At 65.8% G+C, this 24,383-nt stretch carries 19 protein-coding genes; 16 read left to right on the top strand and 3 right to left on the bottom strand.

The genetic code is table 11. The features are described from left to right. The first annotated feature begins 12 nt into the window (after positions 1–12). Genes ACTOWJ_RS03775 through ACTOWJ_RS03720 form a run of 12 tightly spaced genes read left to right on the top strand, consistent with a single transcriptional unit; the run spans position 13 to position 16,199 of the window. Positions 13–1,776, top strand: coding sequence for an ABC transporter ATP-binding protein (locus ACTOWJ_RS03775; RefSeq protein ID WP_441333258.1), 1,764 nt, complete (start codon positions 13–15; stop codon positions 1,774–1,776). Next, the gene (locus ACTOWJ_RS03770; RefSeq protein WP_441333257.1) at positions 1,776–3,518 is read left to right on the top strand and encodes an ABC transporter ATP-binding protein; all 1,743 of its coding nucleotides are present in this window, start codon (positions 1,776–1,778) and stop codon (positions 3,516–3,518) included. The genes ACTOWJ_RS03775 and ACTOWJ_RS03770 overlap by 1 nt, the downstream gene beginning before the upstream one ends. Next, positions 3,515–4,672 carry a saccharopine dehydrogenase NADP-binding domain-containing protein gene (locus ACTOWJ_RS03765; protein ID WP_441333256.1) on the top strand — a complete coding sequence of 386 codons (1,158 nt, stop codon included), beginning with the start codon at positions 3,515–3,517 and terminating at the stop codon, positions 4,670–4,672. The genes ACTOWJ_RS03770 and ACTOWJ_RS03765 overlap by 4 nt, the downstream gene beginning before the upstream one ends. Then, positions 4,669–6,813, top strand: coding sequence for a bifunctional Gfo/Idh/MocA family oxidoreductase/class I SAM-dependent methyltransferase (locus tag ACTOWJ_RS03760; protein WP_441333255.1), 2,145 nt, complete (start codon positions 4,669–4,671; stop codon positions 6,811–6,813). The genes ACTOWJ_RS03765 and ACTOWJ_RS03760 overlap by 4 nt, the downstream gene beginning before the upstream one ends. After that, entirely contained in the window at positions 6,810–9,002 is a 2,193-nt protein-coding gene (locus ACTOWJ_RS03755) for a methyltransferase (protein WP_441333254.1), read from the top strand. Before ACTOWJ_RS03760 ends, ACTOWJ_RS03755 begins: the two co-directional genes overlap by 4 nt. Next, positions 8,999–10,186 (top strand): cytochrome P450, encoded by a 1,188-nt coding sequence (locus tag ACTOWJ_RS03750; RefSeq protein ID WP_441333253.1) that lies wholly within the window; start codon positions 8,999–9,001, stop codon positions 10,184–10,186. Before ACTOWJ_RS03755 ends, ACTOWJ_RS03750 begins: the two co-directional genes overlap by 4 nt. Further along, positions 10,183–11,355, top strand: a complete 1,173-nt coding sequence (locus ACTOWJ_RS03745; protein ID WP_441333252.1) for a Gfo/Idh/MocA family oxidoreductase — start codon at positions 10,183–10,185, stop codon at positions 11,353–11,355. The genes ACTOWJ_RS03750 and ACTOWJ_RS03745 overlap by 4 nt, the downstream gene beginning before the upstream one ends. After that, positions 11,355–12,062 (top strand): VOC family protein, encoded by a 708-nt coding sequence (locus ACTOWJ_RS03740; protein ID WP_441333251.1) that lies wholly within the window; start codon positions 11,355–11,357, stop codon positions 12,060–12,062. The genes ACTOWJ_RS03745 and ACTOWJ_RS03740 overlap by 1 nt, the downstream gene beginning before the upstream one ends. Positions 12,063–12,101: 39 nt before the next feature. Then, positions 12,102–13,724, top strand: a complete 1,623-nt coding sequence (locus ACTOWJ_RS03735; RefSeq protein ID WP_441333250.1) for a (2,3-dihydroxybenzoyl)adenylate synthase — start codon at positions 12,102–12,104, stop codon at positions 13,722–13,724. After that, on the top strand, positions 13,721–14,473 hold the full coding sequence (locus ACTOWJ_RS03730) for a thioesterase II family protein (RefSeq protein WP_441333249.1): 753 nt from the start codon (positions 13,721–13,723) through the stop codon (positions 14,471–14,473). Before ACTOWJ_RS03735 ends, ACTOWJ_RS03730 begins: the two co-directional genes overlap by 4 nt. A gap of 5 nt (positions 14,474–14,478) precedes the next feature. Further along, positions 14,479–14,799 carry an isochorismate lyase gene (locus ACTOWJ_RS03725; protein ID WP_441333248.1) on the top strand — a complete coding sequence of 107 codons (321 nt, stop codon included), beginning with the start codon at positions 14,479–14,481 and terminating at the stop codon, positions 14,797–14,799. Next, a complete protein-coding gene (locus tag ACTOWJ_RS03720) occupies positions 14,796–16,199 on the top strand; it encodes an isochorismate synthase (protein ID WP_441333247.1) in 1,404 nt (467 codons plus the stop codon). Before ACTOWJ_RS03725 ends, ACTOWJ_RS03720 begins: the two co-directional genes overlap by 4 nt. A gap of 500 nt (positions 16,200–16,699) precedes the next feature. On the opposite strand, the gene ACTOWJ_RS03715 is transcribed toward ACTOWJ_RS03720, so the two are convergent. Then, a complete protein-coding gene (locus tag ACTOWJ_RS03715) occupies positions 16,700–17,074 on the bottom strand; it encodes a nuclear transport factor 2 family protein (protein WP_441333246.1) in 375 nt (124 codons plus the stop codon). A gap of 166 nt (positions 17,075–17,240) precedes the next feature. Here ACTOWJ_RS03715 and ACTOWJ_RS03710 point away from each other — a divergent pair, with 166 nt between their 5' ends. Continuing rightward, positions 17,241–18,122: a LysR substrate-binding domain-containing protein gene (locus ACTOWJ_RS03710; protein ID WP_441333245.1), complete on the top strand. Its 882-nt coding sequence runs from the start codon at positions 17,241–17,243 to the stop codon at positions 18,120–18,122. 30 nt (positions 18,123–18,152) lie between these two features. Here the strand turns inward: ACTOWJ_RS03710 and ACTOWJ_RS03705 are convergent, their stop codons facing one another. Both ACTOWJ_RS03705 and ACTOWJ_RS03700 read right to left on the bottom strand, forming a co-directional pair. Beyond that, positions 18,153–18,548 carry a RidA family protein gene (locus tag ACTOWJ_RS03705; RefSeq protein WP_441333244.1) on the bottom strand — a complete coding sequence of 132 codons (396 nt, stop codon included), beginning with the start codon at positions 18,546–18,548 and terminating at the stop codon, positions 18,153–18,155. 250 nt (positions 18,549–18,798) lie between these two features. Next, positions 18,799–20,628 (bottom strand): glycoside hydrolase family 9 protein, encoded by a 1,830-nt coding sequence (locus tag ACTOWJ_RS03700; protein ID WP_441333243.1) that lies wholly within the window; start codon positions 20,626–20,628, stop codon positions 18,799–18,801. A gap of 171 nt (positions 20,629–20,799) precedes the next feature. Here ACTOWJ_RS03700 and ACTOWJ_RS03695 point away from each other — a divergent pair, with 171 nt between their 5' ends. Genes ACTOWJ_RS03695 through ACTOWJ_RS03685 form a run of 3 tightly spaced genes read left to right on the top strand, consistent with a single transcriptional unit; the run spans position 20,800 to position 24,348 of the window. Beyond that, the gene (locus tag ACTOWJ_RS03695) at positions 20,800–22,050 is read left to right on the top strand and encodes an ROK family transcriptional regulator (protein WP_441333242.1); all 1,251 of its coding nucleotides are present in this window, start codon (positions 20,800–20,802) and stop codon (positions 22,048–22,050) included. Positions 22,051–22,110: 60 nt separating this feature from the next. Next, positions 22,111–23,115 carry a carbohydrate kinase family protein gene (locus tag ACTOWJ_RS03690; protein WP_441333241.1) on the top strand — a complete coding sequence of 335 codons (1,005 nt, stop codon included), beginning with the start codon at positions 22,111–22,113 and terminating at the stop codon, positions 23,113–23,115. 15 nt (positions 23,116–23,130) lie between these two features. Further along, on the top strand, positions 23,131–24,348 hold the full coding sequence (locus ACTOWJ_RS03685; protein WP_441333240.1) for an MFS transporter: 1,218 nt from the start codon (positions 23,131–23,133) through the stop codon (positions 24,346–24,348). Positions 24,349–24,383 lie beyond the last annotated feature (35 nt).

Below are 24,383 nucleotides of genomic sequence, written 5' to 3'. Positions count from 1 at the left end.
TTGCGCCGGCCAGTGGCTCCGTTGTCGCGGGCCGGCATGTTGCTCGGCGGCATCGGCGCTCTGACCGCGCTGGTGCCGTACGTGGGCTTGACCGAACTGGCGCGGGCGCTGTTGGTGCCGCGCATCGACACCGCTCATGTCATCGCGGTCGCGGTGACGATCGTCGCCGGTCTCTGCATCGGCTGGCTGTGCACCGGGTTGGCGTTGTGGTTGACCCATATCGCTGATCACCGGTTGCAGGCGTCATTACGGCGAGCCATGGTCGCGAAGTTGGGCGCAGTGCCGCTGGGCTGGTATTCGGACAAAACCTCGGGCCAGGTGCGCAAGGCAGTCGAAGACGATTTGCACGCCCTGCACCATCTGACCGCGCATCACGATGTCGAATGGGTCGGCGCGATCGTGCTGCCGCTGGCCGGTATCGCGTATCTGATCTGGCTGGATTGGCGGCTGGCGCTGCTGGCGGTGGCGACTCTGCCGATCTACATGGGCGCCTACGCCTGGATGATGCGCGGTTTCGCCGTTCAAATGGTTCAACTTGACGCCAGCTTCGCCAAGGTCAGCGCGGCGATCGTCGAATTCGTACACGGCATCGCGGTGGTCAAGGCCTTCGGCCAAACCGGCCGCGCGCATCGCGCTTACCGCGGCGCGGTCAACGAGTTCAGCGAACGGTATGCCGGTTGGGTGCGACCGCTAATGCGATTGGAAGCGTTCACGTCGATGGCACTGTCGGTACCGGTGATCCTGCTGGTGAGCCTGAGCGCAGGCAGTTGGATGATCCGGCGCGGCTGGATCGCGCCGCTGGATCTGTTCGCCGAGGTGCTGATCGCAGTGGCGATTCCGCAAACCTTGCTTGCGCTCAATCAGAGCATGACCGCGCAGCGCTTGGCCGTGGCGGCCGCGCAGCGCATCGACGGCCTGCTCGCGACCGATCCGCTGCCGCAGCCGGCGCAACCGCGCACGCCGCAGGACGCGCGGATCGAATTCGATGGAGTGAGCTTCGGCTACGACCAGGCACATCCGGTGCTCGATCGAATCGCGCTGGAATGCCGGCCCGGCACCATCACCGCTCTGGTCGGCGCATCGGGCGCGGGCAAGTCGACCTTGGCCAAACTGGTGCCGCGGTTCTACGACGTCAGCGCGGGCGCGGTCCGCATCGGCGGCGTCGACGTGCGCGAGATCGCGCCGCGCGAGCTGTATAGGCATGTCGGTTTCGTGCTGCAAGACGTGCAACTGCTGCACGGCAGCGTCGCCGACAATCTGCGCCTGGGCCGTCCCGATGCCAGCGTCGATGCGATGATCGCCGCGGCCCGCGCCGCGCGCATCCACGAACGAATCATGGCCCTGCCGCGCGGTTTCGACGCGGTCATCGGCGAAGATGCGGTGTTCTCCGGCGGCGAAGCGCAACGCTTGTCGATCGCGCGCGCGTTGCTGGCCGATGCGCCGATCCTGATTCTCGACGAAGCCACCGCTCATGCCGATCCCGAAGCGGAAGCGCATATCCAGGACGCGCTGTCGGCCCTGGCGCGCGGCCGCACCGTGCTGGTGATCGCGCACCGGCTGGCGAGCATCGCCGGCGCCGACCGCATCGTGGTGATGGACCGCGGCCGCATCGTCGAAAGCGGCACGCAAGCGAGTCTACTCGCCGCCAACGGCGTGTACGCGCGGATGTGGCGTTACGCAAACGGCGATGCCAGCGACGACGCCGCGATCGAGTCGACGTCGGTTGACGGCGCAGCGCTTGGTTCGTCTCTCTCTACAGCCGGAGGAATCGCCTGATGCTATCGCGGCTGAAAAAGATTCTCGGGCCCGAGCACAACCGCGCACTGCACGGTTACCTGGCCTGGTTGCTCGCCTACTGCATCTTGGAAGGGCTCAGTGTGGTGTTGCTGGTTCCAGTGCTGCGGGCATTGCTGAGCGGTGAGATGGCCGTGGCAGCGCAGTGGCTCATGGTCATGGCGGCCATGATCGTACTCACCTGCTTCGCCCGCTATCGCCAGACCATGTTGAGCTTCGGCCTGGCGTTGACCGTGCTGACCACCTTGCATGAACGGCTCGGCGATCATCTGGCGCGCTTACCGCTGGGTTGGTTCGGTTCGGAAAAAGTAGGACGTCTTTCGCGCAGCGCCACCGGCGGCACGATGATGGTCACGAACGTGTTCGCGCATTTGCTCGGCCCAGTGGTCGGCGGTGTGCTGACGCCGGCGACCATCGCCGTGGCGATGGTGGTGCTGGACTGGCGATTGGGCCTGACCGCATTGTTGTCCGCTCCATTGATCTACCTCGCTCATCGCGGATCCACGCATTGGATCGGCCGCAGCGAAGAACGAGTCGACGCGGCCGGCGCTCTGGCCAGCAGCCGCGTGGTCGAGTTCGCGCGCAATCAACCGACCTTGCGCGCCTTCGGCCGCACCAGCGAAGGCTATGCGCCGTTGGAAGCCGCGATCCAGGAGCAAAAGCAGGCCGGCGGATCGATGCTCGCGCAGACGTTTCCGCGCTTGTTCGCCGGCGGCTTGTCGGTGCAGCTGGCGTTCGCCGCGCTGGTCGCGGTGGGCGTGATGCTGGCGCTGCAAGGCCGAATCGCGGCGGCCGAACTGGTGGCCTTGCTGGCCCTGGCCGCGCGCTTCGTCGGCCCCTTGGCCGAAGCCGCTGCGCGCAGCGGTCTGTTGCGCATCGCCGACAACGATCTGCGCCGGATCGCGTCGGTCTTCGACGAAGCGCCGTTGCCGGAACCCGCGCACCCGCAAGCGCCGAGCGAACCCGGTGCGATCGAGTTCGACCGCGTCGATTTCGCCTATCGCAGCGGCGAATCGGTACTGCGCGAACTGTCGTTGCGGATACCGCCGCGCAGCATGACCGCGATCGTCGGCGCTTCGGGTTCGGGCAAGACCACCTTGACCCGCCTGCTGATGCGTTTCTTCGATGTCGACGTGGGCCAGGTGCGGGTCGGCGGCAGCGACGTGCGCGCGCAGACCAGCGCCGGATTGATGGCGCAATTGTCGGCGGTGATGCAGGACGTGTATCTGTTCGACGATACCTTGCAGGCGAACATCCGCGTGGGTCGCCCCGACGCCAGCGACGATGAAGTCGCGGAAGCGGCGCGCTTGGCCGGCGTGGACGAAATCGTCGCGCGTCTGCCGCAAGGCTGGCAGACCCGGGTCGGCGAAGGCGGCACGGCCTTGTCGGGCGGCGAACGCCAACGCGTGTCGGTGGCGCGCGCCCTGCTCAAGAACGCGCCGATCGTGCTGCTCGATGAGGCCACGGCTGCGTTGGATCCGGAGAACGAACGTTACGTGCAGAACGCCATCGCCCGGCTCAAGCGCGATGCGACCTTGTTGGTGATCGCGCATCAACTGCCGACGGTGATGGCGGCCGATCAGATTCTGGTATTGGAGAACGGCGCGGTTGCCGAGGCTGGGACTCACACCGAGTTGCTCGCCCGCGGCGGCCGTTATGCCGCGTTCTGGCATGAACGCCGGCGTGCGCGCGGCTGGCGCCTGGGCGCGGAGGCGAGCGCATGAGCAGCCAGTGCGATCTGGCCGTGCTTGGCGGCTATGGCGATGTCGGCTTTGAGGCCTCGCGCGCCTGGTTGCGGTTGCGCGCATTGGCCGGTATGGATGCGCGCCTGCGCATCGGTGGCCGCGATCTGCACGCGGCTCGGGAAAGCGTCGAACGGCTTCGTGCCATCGCGACCGACTCCGGGCGCGCTGCGCGAACGATCACGATCGAGGCAATGGCAGTGGATCTGTTCGACGCCGAGTCCTTGCGCGCCTTCGTCACCGGCAGTCGCGCCGTGCTCAACTGCGCCGGGCCTTCGCACCGGATCGGCGATCGGGTCGCACGCACAGCGCGTGAAGCCAACGCAGACTATATCGACGCGGCCGGCGACGATGCCTTGCACGCCCTGCTCGATCCCGCCGATTACCAGCGTTCGGGCCGCCGCGCCCTGCTCTCAGCCGGCATGCAACCAGGACTGAGCGCGCTGCTGCCGCGCTGGTTGGCCAGCTATCTCACGCGGCCGCTGCGCCTTACCAGCTATCTCGGGCTCAACGACCGTTTCACCGCTGTCGCCGCCGACGATTATCTGCACGGCGCCGCCGACGGCAGCAGCGAACCGCTCGCGGCTTGGCGCGATCACGGCCGTCGCGCCGGTGCATCGCGGCGACAGCGCGACACGACGCTGCCGTTCTTCAACGGACCGGTCACTGTGCTGCCATATCTCAATCGCGAAGGCGAGCGTCTGGCGCGCGCCCTGGATTTGCGCGACGGCGATTGGCATAGCGCGATCGAAGGCCGTCACGTGCTGGCCGCATTCGATCGCGCGCATGCGCTGCCGCGCGAAGATGCGATCGCCTTGTTGCGACACGCCAGCGCATTGGATCTGGCCGGTCGCCGGCCGCAAGCGACCTTGCTGTGCCAGCTCGATGGCGAACACAGCAGCGTGTCGGCGTTGCTGCGCGCGCCCGGCAACGCCGCGCTCAGCGGCGGCTTCGCCGCAGTCGCGGTGCAGGCCGCGTTGAACGAAAGCATCGCGCCCGGCCGTTACTACGCGGCAATGACGATGGATCCGGCGAGCAGCCTGCAGGCCTTGCGCGACTGCGGTGCGGTGGACGTGCTCAATCGTTTCGATGCCCCGATTCCGACCGAAGTGCTGACCGAAGAAGGTGCGCTGTGAGCGCGACGCGTTCGCTGTTGTTATGCGGCGACGGGTTCGGTGAGGCGCAGTTCGCTGCTCTGTCGTCGCAGCGCATGCGACTGCGTGTCGTTGCGCGGAAGATGCATGACTGCAACTCCGCCGATGTTGCGGTGCAGCCCACCGATCCTTCGTTGTCGACCGATTCGGTGCACGGTTCCGAGACCACCGACGCGGTCTGGATCGGCGCTGACTGCGTCGACGCCGGGACGCTGGTTCTGAATGCTCTGCGGCAAGGCCGCGCGGTGCTGTGCGATGCCGGGCTGACTCAACAAGAGTTGGCCGAATGCGTACGCGTGGCGCGCGGCGGCCGCGCGCCATTGCGATTCGGCGGCGCTGTGACGCGTCTGCCGGCGGTGCGTCGCATGAGCGCCTGTGTGCGCTTGCTGCGTCCGCGCCTGCGCGCGATCCAGGCCGAATGCGACCGGTCGCGTTTGCCCGTGCTGATGGACGTGCTCGGCTCAGCCCTGGGCACGCTGCGGCCGTGGCGCTTTCGTGTGGCCACCGATGACGACGGCATCCGGTGGATTCATGGCGAACTCGCCGGAGTCCCTCTGCGCTTGCATGTGCGCGATGCGGTTTCGCATCTGCGCTTGACCTTGGACAGTCTCGATGGAGAACTGCGCTTGATCGACGCTCACGGACCGCTGCGTTGGACCCCACGCGACGCGGGATCGCCACTCGACCTCGGCGATCCCACTCATGCCGATCCGCTGGCCGAATGGGCCGAAGCGATCGGCTCGGATCTGCATGAACTCCTGGCCGTGCTCGACAGTTCCGGTGCGCCCTTGCCCAGCGATCTCGCCCAACGATTGGCGTTGGCGCAGTTGCTGCAAGAACTGCAGGCCTTGCTCGGCGATAGCAATACGAGCGTCGTAACAGCCGACGCCGGCGATCCCGTCGATGCCGCCCAGTTGCAGACTGCCGCGCTCGCGGCAGGGAACGACGACGAACTGCGCGAACGCGGCGAAATCGTTCATTCCGATAGCGTTCACGCCGCCGGCCTGAAGGCCTTGCACGCTCGCCTTCCCGGCAGAGCGGCGGCATTAGACGGGTGCGCGGCGCTGTTGCGCGAGCTCGAAGCGATCAGCCTGGCCGCGCAGGCCCGTGTGTTGTACGACAGCGGCGCGCTGCGCGAGGGCGAAGAGCGCGATGCAGCGACGCTGATCAAAGCCACTTCGACCGCGCCGCGCCATGCCTGGCTGCTGCGCCGCTGGTTGGCCGCGCTGACCGAAACCGGGGCCTTGCAGCAGCGTGGCGAGACCTATCGCTGGCTACGGCGCCCGCCCGCCGTCGCGCCCGCGACAATCGCACCGATGCTCGGCGAGGTCTACGCGCAACTCGGTTTCCCGCTGGCGATGACGCACTTCCATAACGCTGCATTGGCGCGCTTGGAAACGCTGCTGCGCGATGATCTGCAAGTGCAGGAGCTGTTGTTCGCGCAGGCCGACCCCATCGCCGCCCTCGCCGCTTATCAGGACAATCCGTTCACCGCCTACGCCAACGCCGCCGCGGCCGAACTGTTGCGCCAGTGCCCGGCGCGAGGCGCCGCGTTGCGGGTGATCGAACTCGGCGGCGGGCCCGGCATGAGCACCGACGCGGCATTGACCGCGTTGGCTGGCCGCGACATCGACTATTTGTTCAGCGACGTCTCGCGCATGTTCACCCTCGCCGCGCAGCAGCGATACGCCGGCCGCGGCGATCTGCGCTACGGCCTGCTCGACCTCGACGCCGACTTCGCCGCGCAAGGCATCGCGCCGCGCTCGGCCGATGTGGTGCTGGCCGGCAACGTGCTGCACAACGCGGCCGATATCGGCCGCAGCCTGCGCCGTATCCGCCGCAGTCTGGCGCCGGGCGGCTGGCTGGTGTTCACCGAATCGCTGGCCGACAACCGCGCGGTGCTCACCTCGATGCAGTTTTTGCTTTCACCAGCGGACGGCGCCGAATTGCCGGGTACTAGCGACGTCCGCGCCGCCAGCGGCACGGTGTTCCTGGACACTCCCGGCTGGCACGAGGCACTAATCGCCGCCGGTTTCCGACCGCGCCTGCGACTGCCCGCCGATCCGCAATCGCCGATGGCCGCCGCCGGCCAATCCCTGTTCTTCGCGACCGCCTGCCTATGACTACCCTGGCTGAAACCACGAATCCCGCTACCGCGATCCTCAGTGAGCTTGAGCGCCTGGATCGGCAGCCCGCACTGATCGATGGCGACCGTCGCTGGAGCGGCGCGCAAGTGCTGGAAGCGGGTGCCAGCGCTGCCGGATGGCTGTCTGCACGCGGTGTGGGCGTGGGTAGCGTGCTTCGCTGGAACGCCGACGACTGTGCTTCTGCATTGTTCGCACGATTGGCGGCGCTACGTCTGGGTGCGGTCTGGTCGCAACGCGACGACGAAGCGATCACCCTGCATATCGACGCTGCCGATACGCTTGCGATGCTCCAGCACGCGCCTTTCACCGACATCGATAGCGACGTAGATGGCGAAGAGGATGGCGCCGAATCCGTTGCGCTACCGAGTGCGCCATTCGACGGCCGCCCCGAGCGAGTCGCAGTGCTACTGCCCTTGATCGGTCGTGGCGGTGACATCGCACTTGCAGCATGGCAGATCGGGGCTTGCGTCCATATCGCCGCGCAGACATCGACAGCCAAGACGCTGACGTGGCTGGAACGCAGCGGCGCCGACCATGTCGCCGCACCCGCTGCGGTATGGGGCGCATTGCTCGCGCATCCGGCTTTGGCTCTGAGCGATCTAAGCCGGTTGCGCCGATGCTTGTGCGAGAACCCCAGCGCGGAGGAACGCGAACAGTTACGCAAGCAGTTGGGTTGCGAACTCGTGGCCTTGGCTGAAACTTCTATGGGCGCAGAGCATATCGCGCAAATCACCGAGGCCTTGCGCGCACATGCGCACCTCGCCGACGCAGCCGCAGTCGTCTGCGCGGACGCAACGACGGTTGCCTACGTCGTCCCCGGCCCGCGTGAATCCACAGCAGCCGTACCGCCTACCGACTTACAAGAACAATCCGCCATCGCGGTAGATACCGCCTTGGCCGGCACCGATGCCGCCGGTGCCGTCGCCGCCACCGAAGCGCTCAGCCGCACCGCTTTGTATTCGATGCTCGGCGCGCTGCAACGCTGCGGTCTGTTCGCGGACACCCAACAAACCCACGACGCCAAAACGGTGCTCAGCCGCGCCCGCGTCGCCAGCGCTCATCGACGCCTGATACGACGCTGGCTCAAGGTACTGCACGAACAAGGCTTGTTGCATTGCGACGACGGCCACTACCGATTGGCCGATAGCGCCCCCGATTGCAGCGATACGGCGATGCGCGCGGCTTGGGACAGCGTCGAACGCGATTGGCGCGCCAACGCCGAGGCCAGCGGCACCATCGACTATGCGCGCCGCAACGCCGAACGACTGCCGCAATTGATCGCCGGCGAACTCAATGCGGTGCACTTGCTGTTTCCCGAAGGCCGCTCCGATCTGGCCCGTGCTTTGTACCGCGAAAGCATCGCGGCGCGTTATCAGCACAAATCGGTCGCCGCGCTGGTCACCATGCTCGCCCGCCGCAGCGAGCGGCCGTTGCGCCTGCTGGAAGTGGGCGCCGGCACCGGCGCGACCAGCGAAACCGTGCTGCCGGCGCTACGCGATTTGCCGGTCGATTATCTCTACACCGACGTCTCACGCTACTTCATCGAACAAGCGGCGACCCGTCTGCACGACTACCCGCGCCTGCGCTTCGGCCTGTACGACATCGACCGGCCCGGCCGCGAACAAGGTTATGCATCCAATCGCTTCGACGTGATCGTCGCCGGCGGCGTACTCAACGCCGCGCGCAATACCGATGCTTCGCTGCGCTGGCTCGGCGAACTGCTGCGGCCGGGCGGTTGGTTGCTGCTGACCGAACCGACCGTGGAAGAATTCTGGGTCATGGCCTCGCAAGCTTTGATGCTCGTCGATGCCGACGACGATCGCGCCGACAGTCAGGCCACCTTCTTGTCCTGGACGCAGTGGCGGCAGGCGTTGGATCAGGCCGGGTTCGAACGCAAGGTGGATCTGCCGCCGCCGGGCCACGCGCTGGAGCGTCTGGGCCATCGCGTGTTCGCCGCGCAAGCGAAAACCGATCGCCATGCGCCCGACGAAGCGCGCTTGCGCGCTGAGCTTGGCGCCCTCGGCCAGGCTCTGTCGCGCATCGATGCAATCGATGCCCTGCCGCTGCGCGCCGATGGCGCACCCGATACCGACCTGTTGCGCCGCTGGGCCGAGCAGCCCGCAGCGGCGGCTCTCTCCCCCAGCGATCTGCGAGGCCCGCAATGACTCCCGACACCGTCCCGCTCGCGTATCCGTTCAACGGTTTCACCGACCTCGGCCTCGCCGACGCCTATGCGCAGGCGCAAGCGCGCCCAGGTCTGACCCGCATCCGTCTGCCGTTCGGCGAGCCGGCCTGGCTGGCCACCCGCTATGAGGAAGTGCGTCTGGTGCTGTCGGACAAACGCTTCAGCCGCAGCGAAGCCACCCGACGCGAGCAGGTGCCGCGCGCTTTCGCCCGCGTCGCCGGCGGCATCGTGATGATGGACGCGCCCGAACTCACTCGCATCCGCAAGCTGGCGATGCAGGCGTTCACTCACCGCCGGGTCGAACAGCTTCGGCCGCACGTGCGCGAGCTTTCGCATCGTCTGATCGATCAGATGATCGAAACGGGCGGTCCGGCCGACTTGGTCGCCGACTACGCCATGCCGATTCCGATTTCGGTGATCTGCGAATTGCTCGGCGTGCCGATGCAGGACCAGGACCGTTTCCGCGTCTGGAACGACTCGCTGCTGTCCACCGACGCCAGCGCGGCCGAACAGATCCAGCGCCATCTCGGCGAGCTGGCGCAATACATCCTGCAACTGATCGCGTCGCGCCGGGCGCAACCGCGCGACGATCTGATGAGCGCGCTGCTGGAGGCGCACGATCAGGGCGACCGGCTTAGCGAGCCGGAAATGATCTCGCTGTGCATCGCCATCTTGGTCGCCGGTTACGAGGGCACCTCCTCGCAGATTCCCAATTTCGTCCACACCCTGCTGGCCCAGCCGCAGGCCTGGCAGCGCTTGCAGCGCGAGCCCGAGCGAATCGACGCGGCGATCGAAGAACTGCTGCGCTTCGTGCCCTTGGCCTCGGCGGCGATGTTCGTTCACTACGCGACCGAGGACGTGCAGGTCGGCGACACCCTGGTGCGCCAGGGCGAGCCAGTGTTCGCTTCGATCGGCGCGGCCAACCGCGATCCCGAGCGCTATCCGCTGCCGGACGAACTCGACTTCGATCGCGATGCGCGCGCCCATTTCGCCTTCGGCTGCGGCATGCACGCCTGCATCGGCGCGTCTCTGGCGCGAGTGGAACTGCAGGAGTCGATGCGCGCCCTGCTAGAGCGCCTGCCCGAGTTGCGTCAGGCCGGTCCGGTGAGCTGGAAAACCCAGAGCTTCTTCCGCGGCTTGCTGACGATGCCGGTGCTGTGGTGAGCGCGCCGCGCCCCTTGAACGTGGTCGTCGCCGGCACCGGATTCGGACGCGTCTATCTGACCGCGTTGGCCGCGGCGCCAGCGCAGTTCCGATTGAGTGGTGTGCTCGCCCACGGCAGCGATTACTCGCGCCGCTGCGCGCAAGAGTACGGCGCACCGCTGTATACCGATCCAGTGCAGGTGCCCGACGACACCGACATCGTCTGCGTGGTGGTGCGTTCCGGCGCGACCGGCGGTAACGGCTCGCAACTAGCGCAAAGTTTCTTGCGCCGCGGCATGCATGTGCTGCAGGAACATCCGGTCCACCACAGCGAGATCGCCGCCTGCCTGCAAGCGGCACGCGACGGCGACGCGGCGTATGCGGTCAATACCCTGCATCCGAATCTCGCGCCGGTCCGGCGATTCCTGGCGGTGGCGGACTATCTGCGCGCGCGTCAGCGTTTGCATTACATCGATGCCGCCAGCAACAGCCAGATGATTTACCCGTTGCTGGATCTGATCGGTCGCGCCGCCGGCGGCATGCGGCCGTGGTCGTTCGGCGAGCCGCTGGCCGACAGTGCGGCGCATCCGTTTCGCAGCCTGCACGGCAGCCTCAACGGCGTTCCGCTGAGCTTGCGCGTGCAGAACCAAGTGCATCCCGACGATCCTGACAACCACTCGCTGTTGCTCGGCCAAGTCGCGCTGGGCTGCGAAGCCGGCGTGCTGATCCTGCCCGACCTGCACGGCCCGGTGCTGTGGAATGCGCGTCTGCACTCACCGCGCGATGACGGCGGCCGCCTGCTGATGCGCGGCCCGGGCAGCGAACGCCTCGCAGTGAGCAGCACCAGCGTGCTCGGCGATACCGACAGCGGCGACTACCACCAAGTGTTCGAACAGATCTGGCCCGGTGCGGTGACCTACGCCTTGCACGAATTGCGCCGCGATATCGCCGATCCGGCTCGTCGCCGCCGCGCCGGCCAATGGGCGCTGAGCGTGTCGCAAGCCTGGCGCGATCTGACCGGGCGCATCGGCCTGCCGGAATTGATTCGCCCGGACGAACCGCAGGCGTTGCCGATAGACGAACTGGTCGCCGCCGCGCGCAGCGCCGACGGCGACGGCGGATTCGACCTCGCCACCGGGCCCTCGCGCGTCGCGGCGGCCTTCTCCCCCACTCTCGTGGAGACCTGTTGATGGCCCCGACCTGCAGCCACGTCCTGCTCTGGGTGCGCGATCTGCATCAAGCGGTGCAGGACTATCGCCGCCTCGGCTTTCAAGTGGATTACGCCACCGATCCCGCACGCGCGCAGCATGCCCACATCTGGTTCGCGCACGGACCGATCATCGAACTGTTGACCACGCCGCGCAGCGCAGCGTTTTTCAAATGGCCGCTGGAACTCGCGTTCGGGCGCGGATCGGGCGTGCGCATGCTGCGTTGGCCGGCCGGCGGCGAAGGCTTTTGCGACGTCGCCGTGCGCATCGAACAGCCCGATCTGCGGCCCGCGCTGGATGCGCTACGCGCCGACGGCGTCGCGGTCGGACGCGCGGTGCGCTGGAAGCGGACTCGTCCCGACGGCGACAAAACCACGTTCCAGTTCGCTTATCCGCGCAACGATCGTCTGCCGTTCCTGGTCTCGCCCTACGACCCGCCGCAGTATCCGCCGCACAGCGCTCATGCCAACGGCGCCACCGCGCTGAGCCGCGTGCATTTGGGCGTACGCGCCGAAGATGAAGTCGCTTTGCGCCGTTTGATCGGCGCCGACCCGCACTTCGCCGTGCAACGCGCCGCGGTCACCGGCGTGATCGCGGTCGAGCTACGCGGCCTGCGCTCGCGCTGCGATCCGGCCATGACCCACGGCGGCGACATCCGCCCAGAAGCCGCCACCGACATCGCGGCGTGAACCCTCGAACCTATTTTCCATCGCCATTGCGAGGACATCATGTTGAAAGGTTGTGAGCCCTGGCCCGAGGATCTGGCCCAGCGCTATCGCGAACGCGGTTATTGGCAAGGCCGCACGCTCGGTGAGCTGTTGCGTGCGCAGGCCGAACGCAATCCGCAACGGATCGCGGTGATCGATGGCGAGCGGCGCTGGACCTACGGCGAACTCGATAGCCGCGCCGATCGCCTCGCCGCCGGCCTGCATCGGCTCGGCCTGCGCGCCGGCGAGCGGGTGCTGGTGCAATTGCCCAACATCGCCGAATTCGCCTCGCTATTTTTTGCTTTGCAGCGGATCGGCGCGATACCGGTGTTGGCCCTGCCGGCCCATCGCGAAATCGAAATCGGGCATCTGGCCGAGTTATCGCAGGCCAGCGTTTACGTCATCGCCGACAACCACCACGGCTACGATTATCGCGAACTGGCGCGCGCACTGCGACCGCGCGCACCAGCGCTGCAGCACGTGCTCGTGGTCGGCGAGGCAGAGGAATTCGTCGCTCTCGACACGCTGGACGCGGGACCGATCGAACTGCCCGCGCCTGCCGCGGACGAAGTCGCGGTGCTGCTGCTGTCGGGAGGCACCACGGGTCTGCCCAAGTTGATCCCGCGCACGCACGACGATTACCACTACAACGCCCGCGCCAGCGCCGAAATCGCCGGACTCAACGCCGACAGCCGCTATCTGATTGTGTTGCCGGTGGCGCACAACTTTCCGCTGGCCTGCCCGGGCCTGCTCGGCACGCTGCATGCCGGAGGCACGGCAGTCTTTTGCGCCAATCCCGATCCGGACCATACGCTTGAGATGATCGAACGCGAACGCATCACCATCACGGCGCTGATTCCGCCGCTGGCGCTGCTATGGCTGGAAGCGCGCGAGTGGAACGACGCCGATCTGAGCAGTCTGCAGTGGCTGCAGGTCGGTGGCGCCCGGCTCAAGGACGAAAGCGCCGCGCGCATCCGGCCGCAGTTGGGTTGCCGATTGCAACAGGTCTACGGCATGGCCGAAGGCCTGCTGTGCTACACGCGCCAGGACGACGGCGTCGAACGCGTTCTGCACACCCAGGGCCGCCCCTTGGCCGACGACGACGAGGTGCGGATCGTCGATGAGCACGAACGCGAAGTCGCCGAAGGCGAGATCGGCGAATTGCAAGTGCGCGGCCCGTACACCTTGCGCGGCTACTACTGCGCACAGGAATACAACCGTCGCGCCTTCACCGGCGACGGCTATTACCGCAGCGGCGATCTGGTCCGACGCCTGCCGGGCGGTTATCTCGCGGTGGAAGGCCGCAACAAGGACGTGATCAACCGCGGCGGCGAAAAAGTTCCGGTCGAGGAAGTCGAGAACCTGCTGCTGGGGCATCCGGCGGTGCTCGACGTGGCGATCGTCGGCGTGCCCGATGAGACCCTCGGCGAACGCACCTGCGCCTGCGTGCTGGCGCGCGGCGACGCGCCGACGCTGCCGGAGTTGAAGACGTTTCTCAATCGGCTCGGTCTGGCCGCATTCAAGTTGCCCGACCGCCTGCAAGTGATGCAGCAGTTTCCCACTACCCGGCTGGGCAAGGTCAATCGCAAAGCACTGGCCGAACAACTGCTGGGGGCTGCACCGTTGGGAGCGGCACAGCCATGAGTGCGCCGTTGTTCCGCCGCTCCGCATGGATTCGCGAACTGCGCCACAGCCCGGCCCCGCGCGCGCGGCTGGTATGCATGCCGCATGCCGGCGGCAGCGCCAGTTTCTTCCGCGGCTGGCGCGAGCCCTTGCCGGCCGATGTCGATCTGCTCGCGGTGCAATACCCCGGCCGCGAAGATCGTTTCGGCGAGGCTTGCGTAAGCGACATGCAGACTCTCGCCGAAGGCACTGCGCACGCGCTGCGCGATTACGCCGACCGGCCGCTGTTCTTGTTCGGCCACAGCCTCGGCGCGAGTCTGGCCTACGAGGTGGCATTGCGTCTGGAACGCGACGGCCATCCTCTGCGCCGGGTGTTCGTATCGGCGCATCCGCCGCCGCATCAACAACGCGGCAGCGACTTGTACCGCCAGGACGACGAAGCCTTGATCGAGGACGTGCGCCGCCTCGCCGGCGGCGGCGCGACCTTGCTCGACGAACCGGAAGTGCGGGCGATGTTCCTGCCGATGCTGCGCGCCGATTATCGAATCATCGAAACCTATCGGCGGGTCGAACCGCCGCCGCTGCAAGCGCCGATCGAAGTGCTGCTGCCGCTGGACGACAGCGAGTTCAGCCGCGACGAAGCGCTCTCCTGGCAGACGTTGAGCGGCGACCGCTTGGTCGTGCACGAGTTCGACGGCGGCCACTTCTACCTACAACAACAGCCCGCCGCCCTGGTGCGGCGGCTGCTGCCGAGTCTGCTCACACGGTGACCTCCATGACCGCCATTCCAATCCTGCCCCCGCGGGACTGCCGCGACTTGAACGATATCCGTATCGCCATCGACCGCATCGACCAGGACATCATCCAGGCCCTCGGCCTGCGCATGCGCTATGTCGAAGCCGCCTCAGCGTTCAAGCCCGACGAGGCCTCGATCCCCGCGCCCGACCGGGTCGCGGCCATGCTGCCGCAACGGCGGAGCTGGGCCGAAAGCGTCAACCTCGACGGCCAGTTCGTACACGATCTCTACCATCAGATCATCCACTGGTACATCCAGCAGCAGATCGTCTACTGGCGCAGCCAGAGGGAGCTGACATGAACGCGGTGGTAGAAACCGAACCGGCTCATGAAGCGCTGTACTCGACCTTCGCCGAAGCGCGGCGACGCGCGCACATCTGCGGCAGTGCCGTGCTCGCCGCGGTCAGCTGGCCGGTGCAGGTCCCACAACCGTTGGAATTGTTCCGTGCTTGGCGCGATGCGCGCACCTCGTGTTTCTATTGGGAATCCCAGCAACCCACGCTCAAGATGTTCGGTTGGGACGCGTGCCTGGAGCTGCGTTGCGACGATGAGCGGCGATTCGCCGACATCGACCGCGCCTGGCGCGCCCTTCAGACTCAGGCCGTGGTCCATGGCGATCAGCCGCCGCGTTTGTTCGGCGGTTTCGGCTTCGATCCGCAACGTCGCTCCGAATCACAATGGCGTTGTTTCCCAGCCGCGCGCATGGTGGTGCCGCGGCTGCTGCTCAGCGACGATGGCTCCGGCCAATATTTGCTGTGTCAGCATCTGACCGAAGCCGATGACGACCCGAGTGCGCTCGCCGAGCAATACCTTGCCTGGGCCGATGAATTGGCGCGGCCGACGCCGACGGAGGAATCGATCTCCGAGCTGATCGATGTGGAGGAGACTTCGCATCTGCACTGGTGCGACGAAGTACAACGCGCACTCGGCGAAATCGAGCGTCGCAGGTTGTTCAAAGTGGTATTGGCCCGACAGGTGCGACAGTCCTATGCGCGGACGCTGGACCCGGCACGGGTACTGCGGCGACTGAGCGGGGCACGCCGCAACGCGCACGTATTCGCCGTATCGCACGGCGATTGCTGCTTCCTCGGCGCCACGCCCGAACGTCTGGCGCGCGTTGAATGCGGCCTGTTGCATACCCACGCACTGGCTGGTTCGATTCGCCGTGGCGAGACCGAGCAGGAAGATCACGCGCTGGGCGAAGCGTTGTTGGACAGCGCCAAGGATCGTCACGAGCACGCCCTGGTGGTCGACGCAATCCGCGCTGTGCTGGCGCCGCGTACGCAAAGCCTCGACATGCCGCCCAAGCCCGGCTTGCACCGACTCGCCAATATCCAGCATCTGAGCACGCCGTTTCGGGCGCTCCTGCGCGATGGCGTCGGTGTATTGGATGCAATCCAGGCGCTGCATCCCACGCCGGCGGTAGCCGGGCTGGATCGCGACGAGGCGATGCGTCACATCCGCGACCATGAAGGCTTCGATCGTGGCTGGTACGCCGCTCCGGTCGGTTGGCTCGATGGCAACGGTACCGGCGACTTCGTAGTGGCCTTGCGTTCGGCCCTGATCGACGGCGCGACCTGCTACCTGTTCGCGGGCTGCGGCATCGTCGCCGATTCCGATCCGGAGTCGGAGTATCGCGAAACCTGTCTCAAGCTCGCGCCGATGCAAGCGGCCCTATCCGCCGTCGCGACCGAGCATTGACCTCGCACCGCGTCGCACCTCCGCGCCTCGCCGACTGGCACCAGGATGACGCCAGAGCGCTTGAGCCGTTTGGCATGGCGCGAACACAGCGAAGCGCGCTTTGCCTCAAGAAACTGAGTGGAGCTTCTGGTAAACGCAAATAGCAACGCGGGCATATGTAACTCTAGCGGTACGCTTTCCACGCCAGCAATCTCAGCCTTAAAGACTCAAATGAACGCGATGCCCGCGAAGGCGAGTTGTCGGACGTTCTCGCTGAGTCTCTGCGAAAAACCGGAATAGGCGTCTCGGTAGTCCTTCAAGGTACTCATGACTTCATTCCCCTGTCCGCACCGAAATTCCTGCCTCCGGCCACAACGTACTGTCCGTTGAAAGCAGGACACAACCGGGCAGCTACGGTGCGGGCTGAGACTTGCCGGCGGTGCTGATGCCGCCATGGCCAGCAATCTGCTGCGCGGCTCCAAGGCTTGCCGCGTCGCCGCAGGGGACTCGCATCCTGGTGCTCATTGGCGGACGTCGACCGACATCACCTTCTGAACAATCTTCCAGGCGCCGTGCACCTTCAGGCATGACAGCAGGTCGGTGAAGTAACGCGGCGGCATCTGAAGCCTCAGCTTTACCAGGGCGAGATTGTCCGAAACATCGATCACGACGACCTCGTCCTTGCGCTCCAGTTCGAGCTTTCGCGGCGCGGTCGCATTGCGCACGCCGGCCAGCCAGGTCTCGATCGGCATCACACCGACCTCGCCGTCATCGCCGATTCTGGTTACGGCGCTGAGGGGGTGAAATATCGTCTGGAACCGCTCCGCGTCCATGTCGTACGCGGCATCGAAATAGACTTGAGCCAAGGCTCGCAAAGCATGTTCGGCGTCTTGCATGGATTTATTCCGCTGCCTGGTGTCGGAGATTGCTGCGAAAGCGCGGACGGCAGGTCCGTTCTTCCGCACTGAGGCGTTCTCTCCCGGTCGCCGTATGGAGCATGCTAGATTGCGCTCATATATGAGTAAAGTGCACATATCTGCATAGGACTCGTGAGCTTATTTCATGAAGAGCGAACTGAACGACCTCGCGGCGTTCGCCGTCGTCGCCACCGAGCGAAGCTTTACCCGGGCCGCGGCGCGGCTTGGAGTCACGCAGTCCGCGCTGAGCCACACGATCCGCGGCCTGGAGCGTCGGCTGGAACTGCAGCTCCTCGCCCGGACGACCAAGAGCGTCGCGCCGACCACCGCGGGCGCCGCGCTCTTGAAGAGTCTCTCGCCGGCGCTCGAGCAGATCGATCGCGCGCTCAACGAGGTTCGCACCGCGCGAGATCGGCCGGTGGGCCGGCTTCGTCTTGCCGTCTCGAAATCCGCCGCTGCGTTGGTGCTGTTGCCCAAACTGCCGGCGTTCACCGCGGCCTATCCCGAGGTGGTGCTGGATGTATCCACCTGCACGGGCCCGGTGGATCTGGTCGGGGGCGGGTTCGACGCCGGCATTCAACTCGAAGAATTCATTCAGAAGGACATGGTCGCCGCACGCGTGACCCAGGAATTGCGACTGGCCGCCGTCGCTTCACCTGAGTATTTCGCGGCGCGCAGCCGGCCACTGAACCCGCGCGATCTGAGCGCGCACAACTGCATCGGGCTTCGCCTTCCAGGCGGCGCGTATCGATGGGAATTCGAGAAGAGTGGCGCCCCCGTGACAACCACCGTGACCGGGCCGCTCGTCGTCGATGACACGAACCTCGCCATCCAGGGCGCGTTGGCCGGTCTGGGCATCGCGCTGGCCTATGAAGATCAGGTAGCGGACTACATCGACCAAGGCAAACTCATCAGGGTGCTGGAAGATTGGTCGCCCTCCTTTCCCGGCTTCTTCATCTACTACCCGGACCGTCGCCATCAATCGGCGGCGCTTTCCGTCCTGATCCGCGCCCTGCGCGTAAGCTAACTCGTCCGTGGGCAGCTCTCTGTGGCGCGGTCAATCAATGACCGCGATCGCATCAACCTCGATCAGGTAGCCTGGGGACAGCGACGCTACGCCGAGCACCACGTCTGCTGGCTTGTGATCTCCGAACAGCGTTTTCCGGGCTTCTTCGATAATTGGCAGGCATTCGTCGCGGTTGTAATTGACGACGTAGATTGTGATTCTTGCGACCTGCTTGGGTCCGGCGCCGGCAGCGGCAAGTGCACGGCCGAGATTGGCATACACCTGGCGCGCCTGAGCCGCAAGATCACCAGGGCCAACCAGATTGCCGTTGATGTCTTCGGGCTCCTGGCCCGAGACAAATACCAATTTGCTTCCCGTCGCAACGACGACCTGAGTGTAGGTTTGCTGAGGCGGCAAATCACTGGGATTGATGAATTTCAGCGTCATTGATTACGTCTCCTGGCGATGGCGGGAACCGGGTAGCCTTGCGCTTGCTCCATAAGATACAGCGAAGCTGTGCGCTCATCTGCGCGTTAAAGCGCTCCCACGCAAGCCGTGTCCGAACAACTGCGCCGCCGCCTTGCATGAGCGCGTGGTCTACAACCGCCAGGATCTCACCGGGCCGTGGCAAAGCCGGCGTTTTCGCGGCCGTGACCTGATATCGCCGGACCGAACGCGAATGACTGCCGCAGGCAGCTCAACGAGCTTCGTCGGTCGTCATCGTCATGACCGCAAACAGCATCCAGGTAGTGTGAGGAATCCACTGCTCCACCCAGCGCCACTGTTCCGAATCCGGACCGGGCGCGAAGCTGATTCCTGCGCCCGTGTCGCTGCCCACCGCACCGGTGATGCCGTTGGAAATGCCGCCCGTGAACATTTCACCGGCGCTCTCCAGCACGGTCGGCGGGTTCTTCTTTCCAAAGCCGTAGAGCATGGAGATGCCGTAAGGGTTGCGGCCCAGCGTCCAGTCGAGCTGGCTCTGCGCATAACCGGCTCGGTCGGCGGGCAGACCATAGCCGGCCGTGCCCTGCTCTGCCAGCGTGCGGCTACCGATGATCATGGCCGCGCTGAGCGAAGCCAGGCGGGCGCTTTCGCCCTGCCACCAGTAGCCGGTTTCATTGCGATGCGGAATGAAGAAGCCTTCCAGCACCTCGCCTGCGGCTTTGCCGTCCTTCGTCAGCTGGAAGCGTTGACGGGCGTAGCCATACGGGTTGGAAACCTCGTTGGTGATGGTCAACTCGTGTGTGAGCGCCAAGCCGATGACATCCAACGCACGCTGACGACGTCCCTGCTCCGGTTCGATATCGACATAGGCCGAGAGGCTGATCACCGGCAAGCCCGCCTCGGCGGCGTGGTAGTACGGACGGCTACCGCCGTCGCTGATGAAAGCGCCGTCGGCTTGCTGCCGTGCCATCAGGCCGGCGGCGCGCTCGCGCGCATCGTCGAGATAGCGCGATTGGCCGGTGGCGTTGTGCAGTTCCACCAGCGCCATCAGCGCGGTGTAATCGTCGATGATGTTTTCTTTGCGATCGGCGCCGTACTGCGGGTTGAACTTGCGCAAGTGCGCGTAGGCGCGTTCCGCGTCGGCCAGATATTGGGCGCCGTCGAATTCGCCGTGGCGGCCGGTTTGCTTGGCCAACATCGATGCACGCGCAAGCGCCGCGATGGCCATGCCGCCGCCGGCGCGAAATGCCGAGCGGTATAGCGTCGTATACGTTCCGGCCGCGCCTTCATAGCCGGTGACCATGCGCTTGGCTCCCGGCGTACCCCACTGGTCGAACACCGTGGTGTAGAAGTAGCCTTCCGCATCGAGTGTGCGATGCAGATAGTCCGCGCCCCAGAACGCCTCGTCTTCGATCTGCGTCTGCAGGCCGTGGGCGGCGAACAGGGCCTTGCGCGCATGCGCGCCATAGGCCAGCACCCAGGCCGCCATCGAGGCCTGCTGCGGATTGAAATAGTTGGCGTAGCCCAGGTGCGACAGGTATTTGCCCTTGTCGCCGCCGGCATCCTGCCAGCCGCCCCAGGCGTTCACTCGGCGCGAGGTCTGGAAGATGGGCAGGTCGCGGTCGGCCTCGTCGGTATGGCGACTGCGTTTGAAGTAGCCCAGCAGTTGCGCGCCGGTCGTGGCGAAGACTGCGTTGTCGCGCACCGACACTGAAGTCGATACCGCACGCTGCTTGCCGATGCGCACTTCCACTTCGTACTTGCCGACTTGCTCGGCATCGGAGAAGTCGACGCTGAAATAGCGCTTGCCCGGGCTCCACTCGGCAAACGGCTGCAGCGGCTGCAGAACGCCTTTCTTGATCGGCTTGCCATCGCGCAGCACGGTGTAGCGGCCCTCCCCGCCCTCGCCTGCATATTCGACGATGGCCAGCTTCGGTCCCTGCCGTTCCAGCGCCACCTGGTTGACCTGTACCAGCAGCGACGCTTTGGGCAGGCTCAGCGATACCGTGGTCTTCGACTCTTCGGCCGAAGCAGCGCAGGCCACTTGCAGCAGGCTGGACAAGGCCATCGCCAGCGCGGCCATCGCTTGAATTCCGATCTTGCGGGAATGCGACAAGGGGGTCATCGGCACGGTTCCGGATAGACTAGGCATCGAAACTTAGCCATGTAGTCGTCTGTCGTCAATAAATACTTCACATGGATGTATTAATAATACTCGCGACACCTCCCCTACGCTCAACCGGTTTCAACGCCTATGAATAGTGGCCGCGGCGCCACCCAGCAATCCAGCGCCCCCTACAACCGTCGCCTCGTGCTGGATTTCATCCGCCAGCAGGGCGCGGTGTCGCGCAAGGACATCCAGGAAAAGGTCTCGCTCAGCCCGCAGACGGTCGCCAACATCACCAATGAACTGGAATCGATCGGCCTGATCGTCTCGCGCCGGCAAAAGGATCTGAAAACCCGCGGTCAGCCGCCTATCGCTTTCGAGATCAATCCCGATGCCGGCCAGTCCATCGGCATCAGCCTGGAACCAGGCCGCGCCTCGGGCGCGCTGGTCAACCTGGTGGGCCGGATCGATGCTCGCTATGAGGTGCAGTTGCAGGGCTGCGATCGCCCGCAACTGCTGGCCGGCCTGCTGGAATTGGTGGCCAACCTGCGCCGGCAGGCCAATGCCCGGCTGTGGGGCATCGGCGTGGCCCTGCCCGGCCCGCTCGGCGACACCGAACTGAGTTTTGTCGGCCCGACCGCGCTGGAGGGCTGGAAGGACCTGTCGATCCTCGACCAGTTGCAGGAAGCCACCGGCCTGCCCCTGTTCCACAGCGTCGACAGCGTGGCGGGCGCACTGGGCGAGACCTTGTACGGGGTCGCCAGGCACCTGGACAACTTCTTCTACCTGCACCTGAGCATGGGCCTGGGCGGCTCGTTGATCGTCGGGCGCAACAACTACCGCGGCGCCGACGGCAACGCCACCGAGATCGGCCACGTGCCGGTCGTCCCAGGTGGCACGCCCTGTTATTGCGGTAACCAGGGGTGCCTGGAACGTTACTTGTCGCTGCACTCGCTGGCCGAGGCGCTGGGCCTGGACGACGCACAGATCCATGCCCCGGACCTGCTCAACCGGTTGGACGACGCCGGTGATCAAGCTTTGCAGCAGTGGTGCCAGCAAGCCTCCCAGCGACTGCGCGATGCCATCTGCATGATCGAGAACATGCTCGACCCGCAGACCATCGTCATCGGCGGATCGGCGCCGCAGAAACTGGTGCAGCGCCTGGTCGAACTGGCCCAGCCCTTGCACCGCTCGGTCCGCGGCCGCCCTGCCCCGGAATTGCCGCGGGTGATGATTTCCCAGCGCGAGGAGGACTGCTCGCTGTTGGGCGCCGCGGTGCTGCCGATCCATGAGCTGCTCTCGCCGCGTCTGGAAGGCCTGCAGAAAGATGACCTCGCCGAACTCCAGACGGCGGAGCTGCTCGGCCACCGCCCGGCCGCCGGCGGTCGTCGCATTTAATTAAACTTCCATTGGATATTTTTATTGACGGAGTTGAATCGGGCTGGCTATAGTCGCCCGATGAAGCAAGATCAGTCCCCACTAAACCGGCCTCAATTCAACCCGCCTCAGTTCTGCATCATCGGCGACGTCAGCGTGGACCTGGTTCTGGGCACGCTGGACGGTTGGCCGAAGATCGGCACCGAACAGTTGCTGCCGCGCAGCGAGCTGCGGGCCGGCGGTTCGGCCGCCAACTCCGCCCTCGCCGCCCGCCACCTCGGCCTGAGCCCGCATCTGATCGGCGCCATCGGTAACGACGACCTGGCGCAGTGGCTGCTGCTGCAGCTGGCCGGTATTCGCGTCGAACTGCAGACCTGCGCCAGCGACACCACCCTGTCGGTCGGGCTGCTGCATGCCGATGGCGAGCGCACCTTCTTCACCAGCTACGGGCATCTGCAGCATCTGACGCCGGCCTTCGTGCTGAAACACCTGCCGCCGGCATCGCCCGGCAGCGTCGCCCTGTTCACCGCCCCCTTCCTGCTGCCGGGCCTGCGCGAACACTTCAGCCAGTTGCTGGCCGAGGCGTCGCGCAAAGGCTATGAAGTCGCGCTGGATACCGGCTGGCCGCCGGAAGGTTGGACGCCGCAGGTACACCAGGAAGTCGAAGGCTGGCTGGCGCATTGCGACCATCTGCTGGTCAACGAGTTGGAGGCGATGAGCATTGCCAACAGCCAGGACGACAGCCAGGACGACAGCCGCCAGGACCTGGAGCTTGCCGCGCAACGCGTCGCCCACCTGCTCAAGCCCGGCGCCCATCTGATCGTCAAGCTGGGCGCCGCGGGCGCGTTGGGTCACGTCAATGGTCAGAGCACTCGCTACGCCACGCAGGCGGTCTCGGAAATTTTCGACACCGTGGGCGCCGGCGACAGCTTCAACACCGGCTATCTGGCGGCACGCCTCAACCAGGCCAGCCTGCGCGACGCGCTCGCGGCCGGCTGCCGCACCGCCAGCGCGATCCTGCCCCGCTTCCCGCGCAAGAGCATCGCCGCCGGCGAACTCTCCCATTGTCTGCAGCCGCAATCCTGACCCGGAGGCGCGACCATGAAGCACCGGCCGATGATCATCAGCTACATCCTCCTGATCTGGTTCGCGATCTCCTTCATCACCAACCTGATCGGGCCGCTGATGCCCATCGCCATCCAGGATTTCAAGCTGAGCCTGACCATGGCCGGCTTCATGCCGTTCTCCTTCTTCCTGGCTTACGGCTTGATCTCGATCCCTGGCGGCTTGTTGATCGAAGTCCGCGGCACTCGCTTCACTCTGTTCACCGCCTTTGCGTTGAATTTCATCGGCGCGCTGGCGATCGCCGTGATGCCGGGCTACGTCTCGGTCGTGGCCGGCCTGTTCGTCATCGGCCTGGGGATGGCTCTGCTGCAGGTGGTGATCAACCCGCTGATGCGCACGGCCGGCGGCGAGCAGCACTTCGCCTTCTTCTCGGTCATGGCGCAGTTGGTGTTCGGCCTGGCCTCCTTCCTCAGCCCGCTAGCGTTCCGGCTCTACATGCAGCGCCCGGACGTGGACGGACAGCCGCTGGCTTGGCTGACGTTCTACTGGTACTTCAGCGCCGCCTTCGTGCTGCTGGCCCTGCTCAATTACAAGCTGCCGTTGCCGGCGGTGGAACTGAAGGAAGACGAGCGCGCGGGCAACCGCGAGGCCTACCGCAGCCTGCTGCGACGCCGCGATGTGCGCCTGTTCTTCCTGGCCATCGTCGCTTATGTGGGCACCGAACAATCCCTCGCCAACTGGATGTCGCAGTTCCTGCACAGCTACCACGGCATGTCGGCCACCGAACAGGGCGCCATTGCCGTCAGCCGTTTCTGGGGCTTGATGTCGCTGGGCTGCCTGGCCGGGTTGGGCTTGCTGAAACTGCTGGACTCCAAGCGGGTGCTGGCGATCTTTTCGACGCTGGCGATCGCCTGCCTCGGTCTGGCGCTTTTCGGCTCTGCAGACATTTCTCTAGTGGCCTTTCCCGCCGCGGGTTTTTTCTTGTCGGTGATGTTCTCGGTGATCTTCTCGCTGGGGTTGAACTCGGTCACCCAACACCACGGCGCGTTCTCGGGAATCCTGTGCAGCGGCATTCTCGGCGGCGCCATCGTGCCGCTGCTGATCGGCTTCATCGCCGATCACTGGGGCCTGCGCGTGGGCCTGTCGCTGGTCTTCATCCCTCTGCTCTACATCCTCAGCGTCAGTGCCTGGGCCAGGCCACTGGTACGCAATCAGACCGTGTACACCGCGAAAAACACGCCCGCCTCGCCCTGATCGAAACGCACCAGCCACCGCGCGGGCCCGCCGGC

The sequence above is a fragment of the Lysobacter sp. CA199 genome (assembly GCF_052078715.1).
GTDB lineage: Bacteria > Pseudomonadota > Gammaproteobacteria > Xanthomonadales > Xanthomonadaceae > Lysobacter.
Note: the sequence above shows the minus strand (reverse complement) of the source record. Positions and strands in the feature narration are given on the sequence as shown.

Bases quoted from the DNA above. Each gene is read 5' to 3' on its own strand.
- ACTOWJ_RS03770 (WP_441333257.1), top strand. From the start codon at position 1,776: ATGCTATCGCGGCTGAAAAAGATTCTCGGGCCCGAGCACAACCGCGCA.
- ACTOWJ_RS03765 (WP_441333256.1), top strand. From the start codon at position 3,515: ATGAGCAGCCAGTGCGATCTGGCCGTGCTTGGCGGCTATGGCGATGTC.
- ACTOWJ_RS03755 (WP_441333254.1), top strand. From the start codon at position 6,810: ATGACTACCCTGGCTGAAACCACGAATCCCGCTACCGCGATCCTCAGT.
- ACTOWJ_RS03750 (WP_441333253.1), top strand. From the start codon at position 8,999: ATGACTCCCGACACCGTCCCGCTCGCGTATCCGTTCAACGGTTTCACC.
- ACTOWJ_RS03740 (WP_441333251.1), top strand. From the start codon at position 11,355: ATGGCCCCGACCTGCAGCCACGTCCTGCTCTGGGTGCGCGATCTGCAT.
- ACTOWJ_RS03735 (WP_441333250.1), top strand. From the start codon at position 12,102: ATGTTGAAAGGTTGTGAGCCCTGGCCCGAGGATCTGGCCCAGCGCTAT.
- ACTOWJ_RS03730 (WP_441333249.1), top strand. From the start codon at position 13,721: ATGAGTGCGCCGTTGTTCCGCCGCTCCGCATGGATTCGCGAACTGCGC.
- ACTOWJ_RS03725 (WP_441333248.1), top strand. From the start codon at position 14,479: ATGACCGCCATTCCAATCCTGCCCCCGCGGGACTGCCGCGACTTGAAC.
- ACTOWJ_RS03720 (WP_441333247.1), top strand. From the start codon at position 14,796: ATGAACGCGGTGGTAGAAACCGAACCGGCTCATGAAGCGCTGTACTCG.
- ACTOWJ_RS03715 (WP_441333246.1), bottom strand. From the start codon at position 17,074: ATGCAAGACGCCGAACATGCTTTGCGAGCCTTGGCTCAAGTCTATTTC.
- ACTOWJ_RS03710 (WP_441333245.1), top strand. From the start codon at position 17,241: ATGAAGAGCGAACTGAACGACCTCGCGGCGTTCGCCGTCGTCGCCACC.
- ACTOWJ_RS03705 (WP_441333244.1), bottom strand. From the start codon at position 18,548: ATGACGCTGAAATTCATCAATCCCAGTGATTTGCCGCCTCAGCAAACC.
- ACTOWJ_RS03700 (WP_441333243.1), bottom strand. From the start codon at position 20,628: ATGGCCGCGCTGGCGATGGCCTTGTCCAGCCTGCTGCAAGTGGCCTGC.
- ACTOWJ_RS03695 (WP_441333242.1), top strand. From the start codon at position 20,800: ATGAATAGTGGCCGCGGCGCCACCCAGCAATCCAGCGCCCCCTACAAC.
- ACTOWJ_RS03690 (WP_441333241.1), top strand. From the start codon at position 22,111: ATGAAGCAAGATCAGTCCCCACTAAACCGGCCTCAATTCAACCCGCCT.
- ACTOWJ_RS03685 (WP_441333240.1), top strand. From the start codon at position 23,131: ATGAAGCACCGGCCGATGATCATCAGCTACATCCTCCTGATCTGGTTC.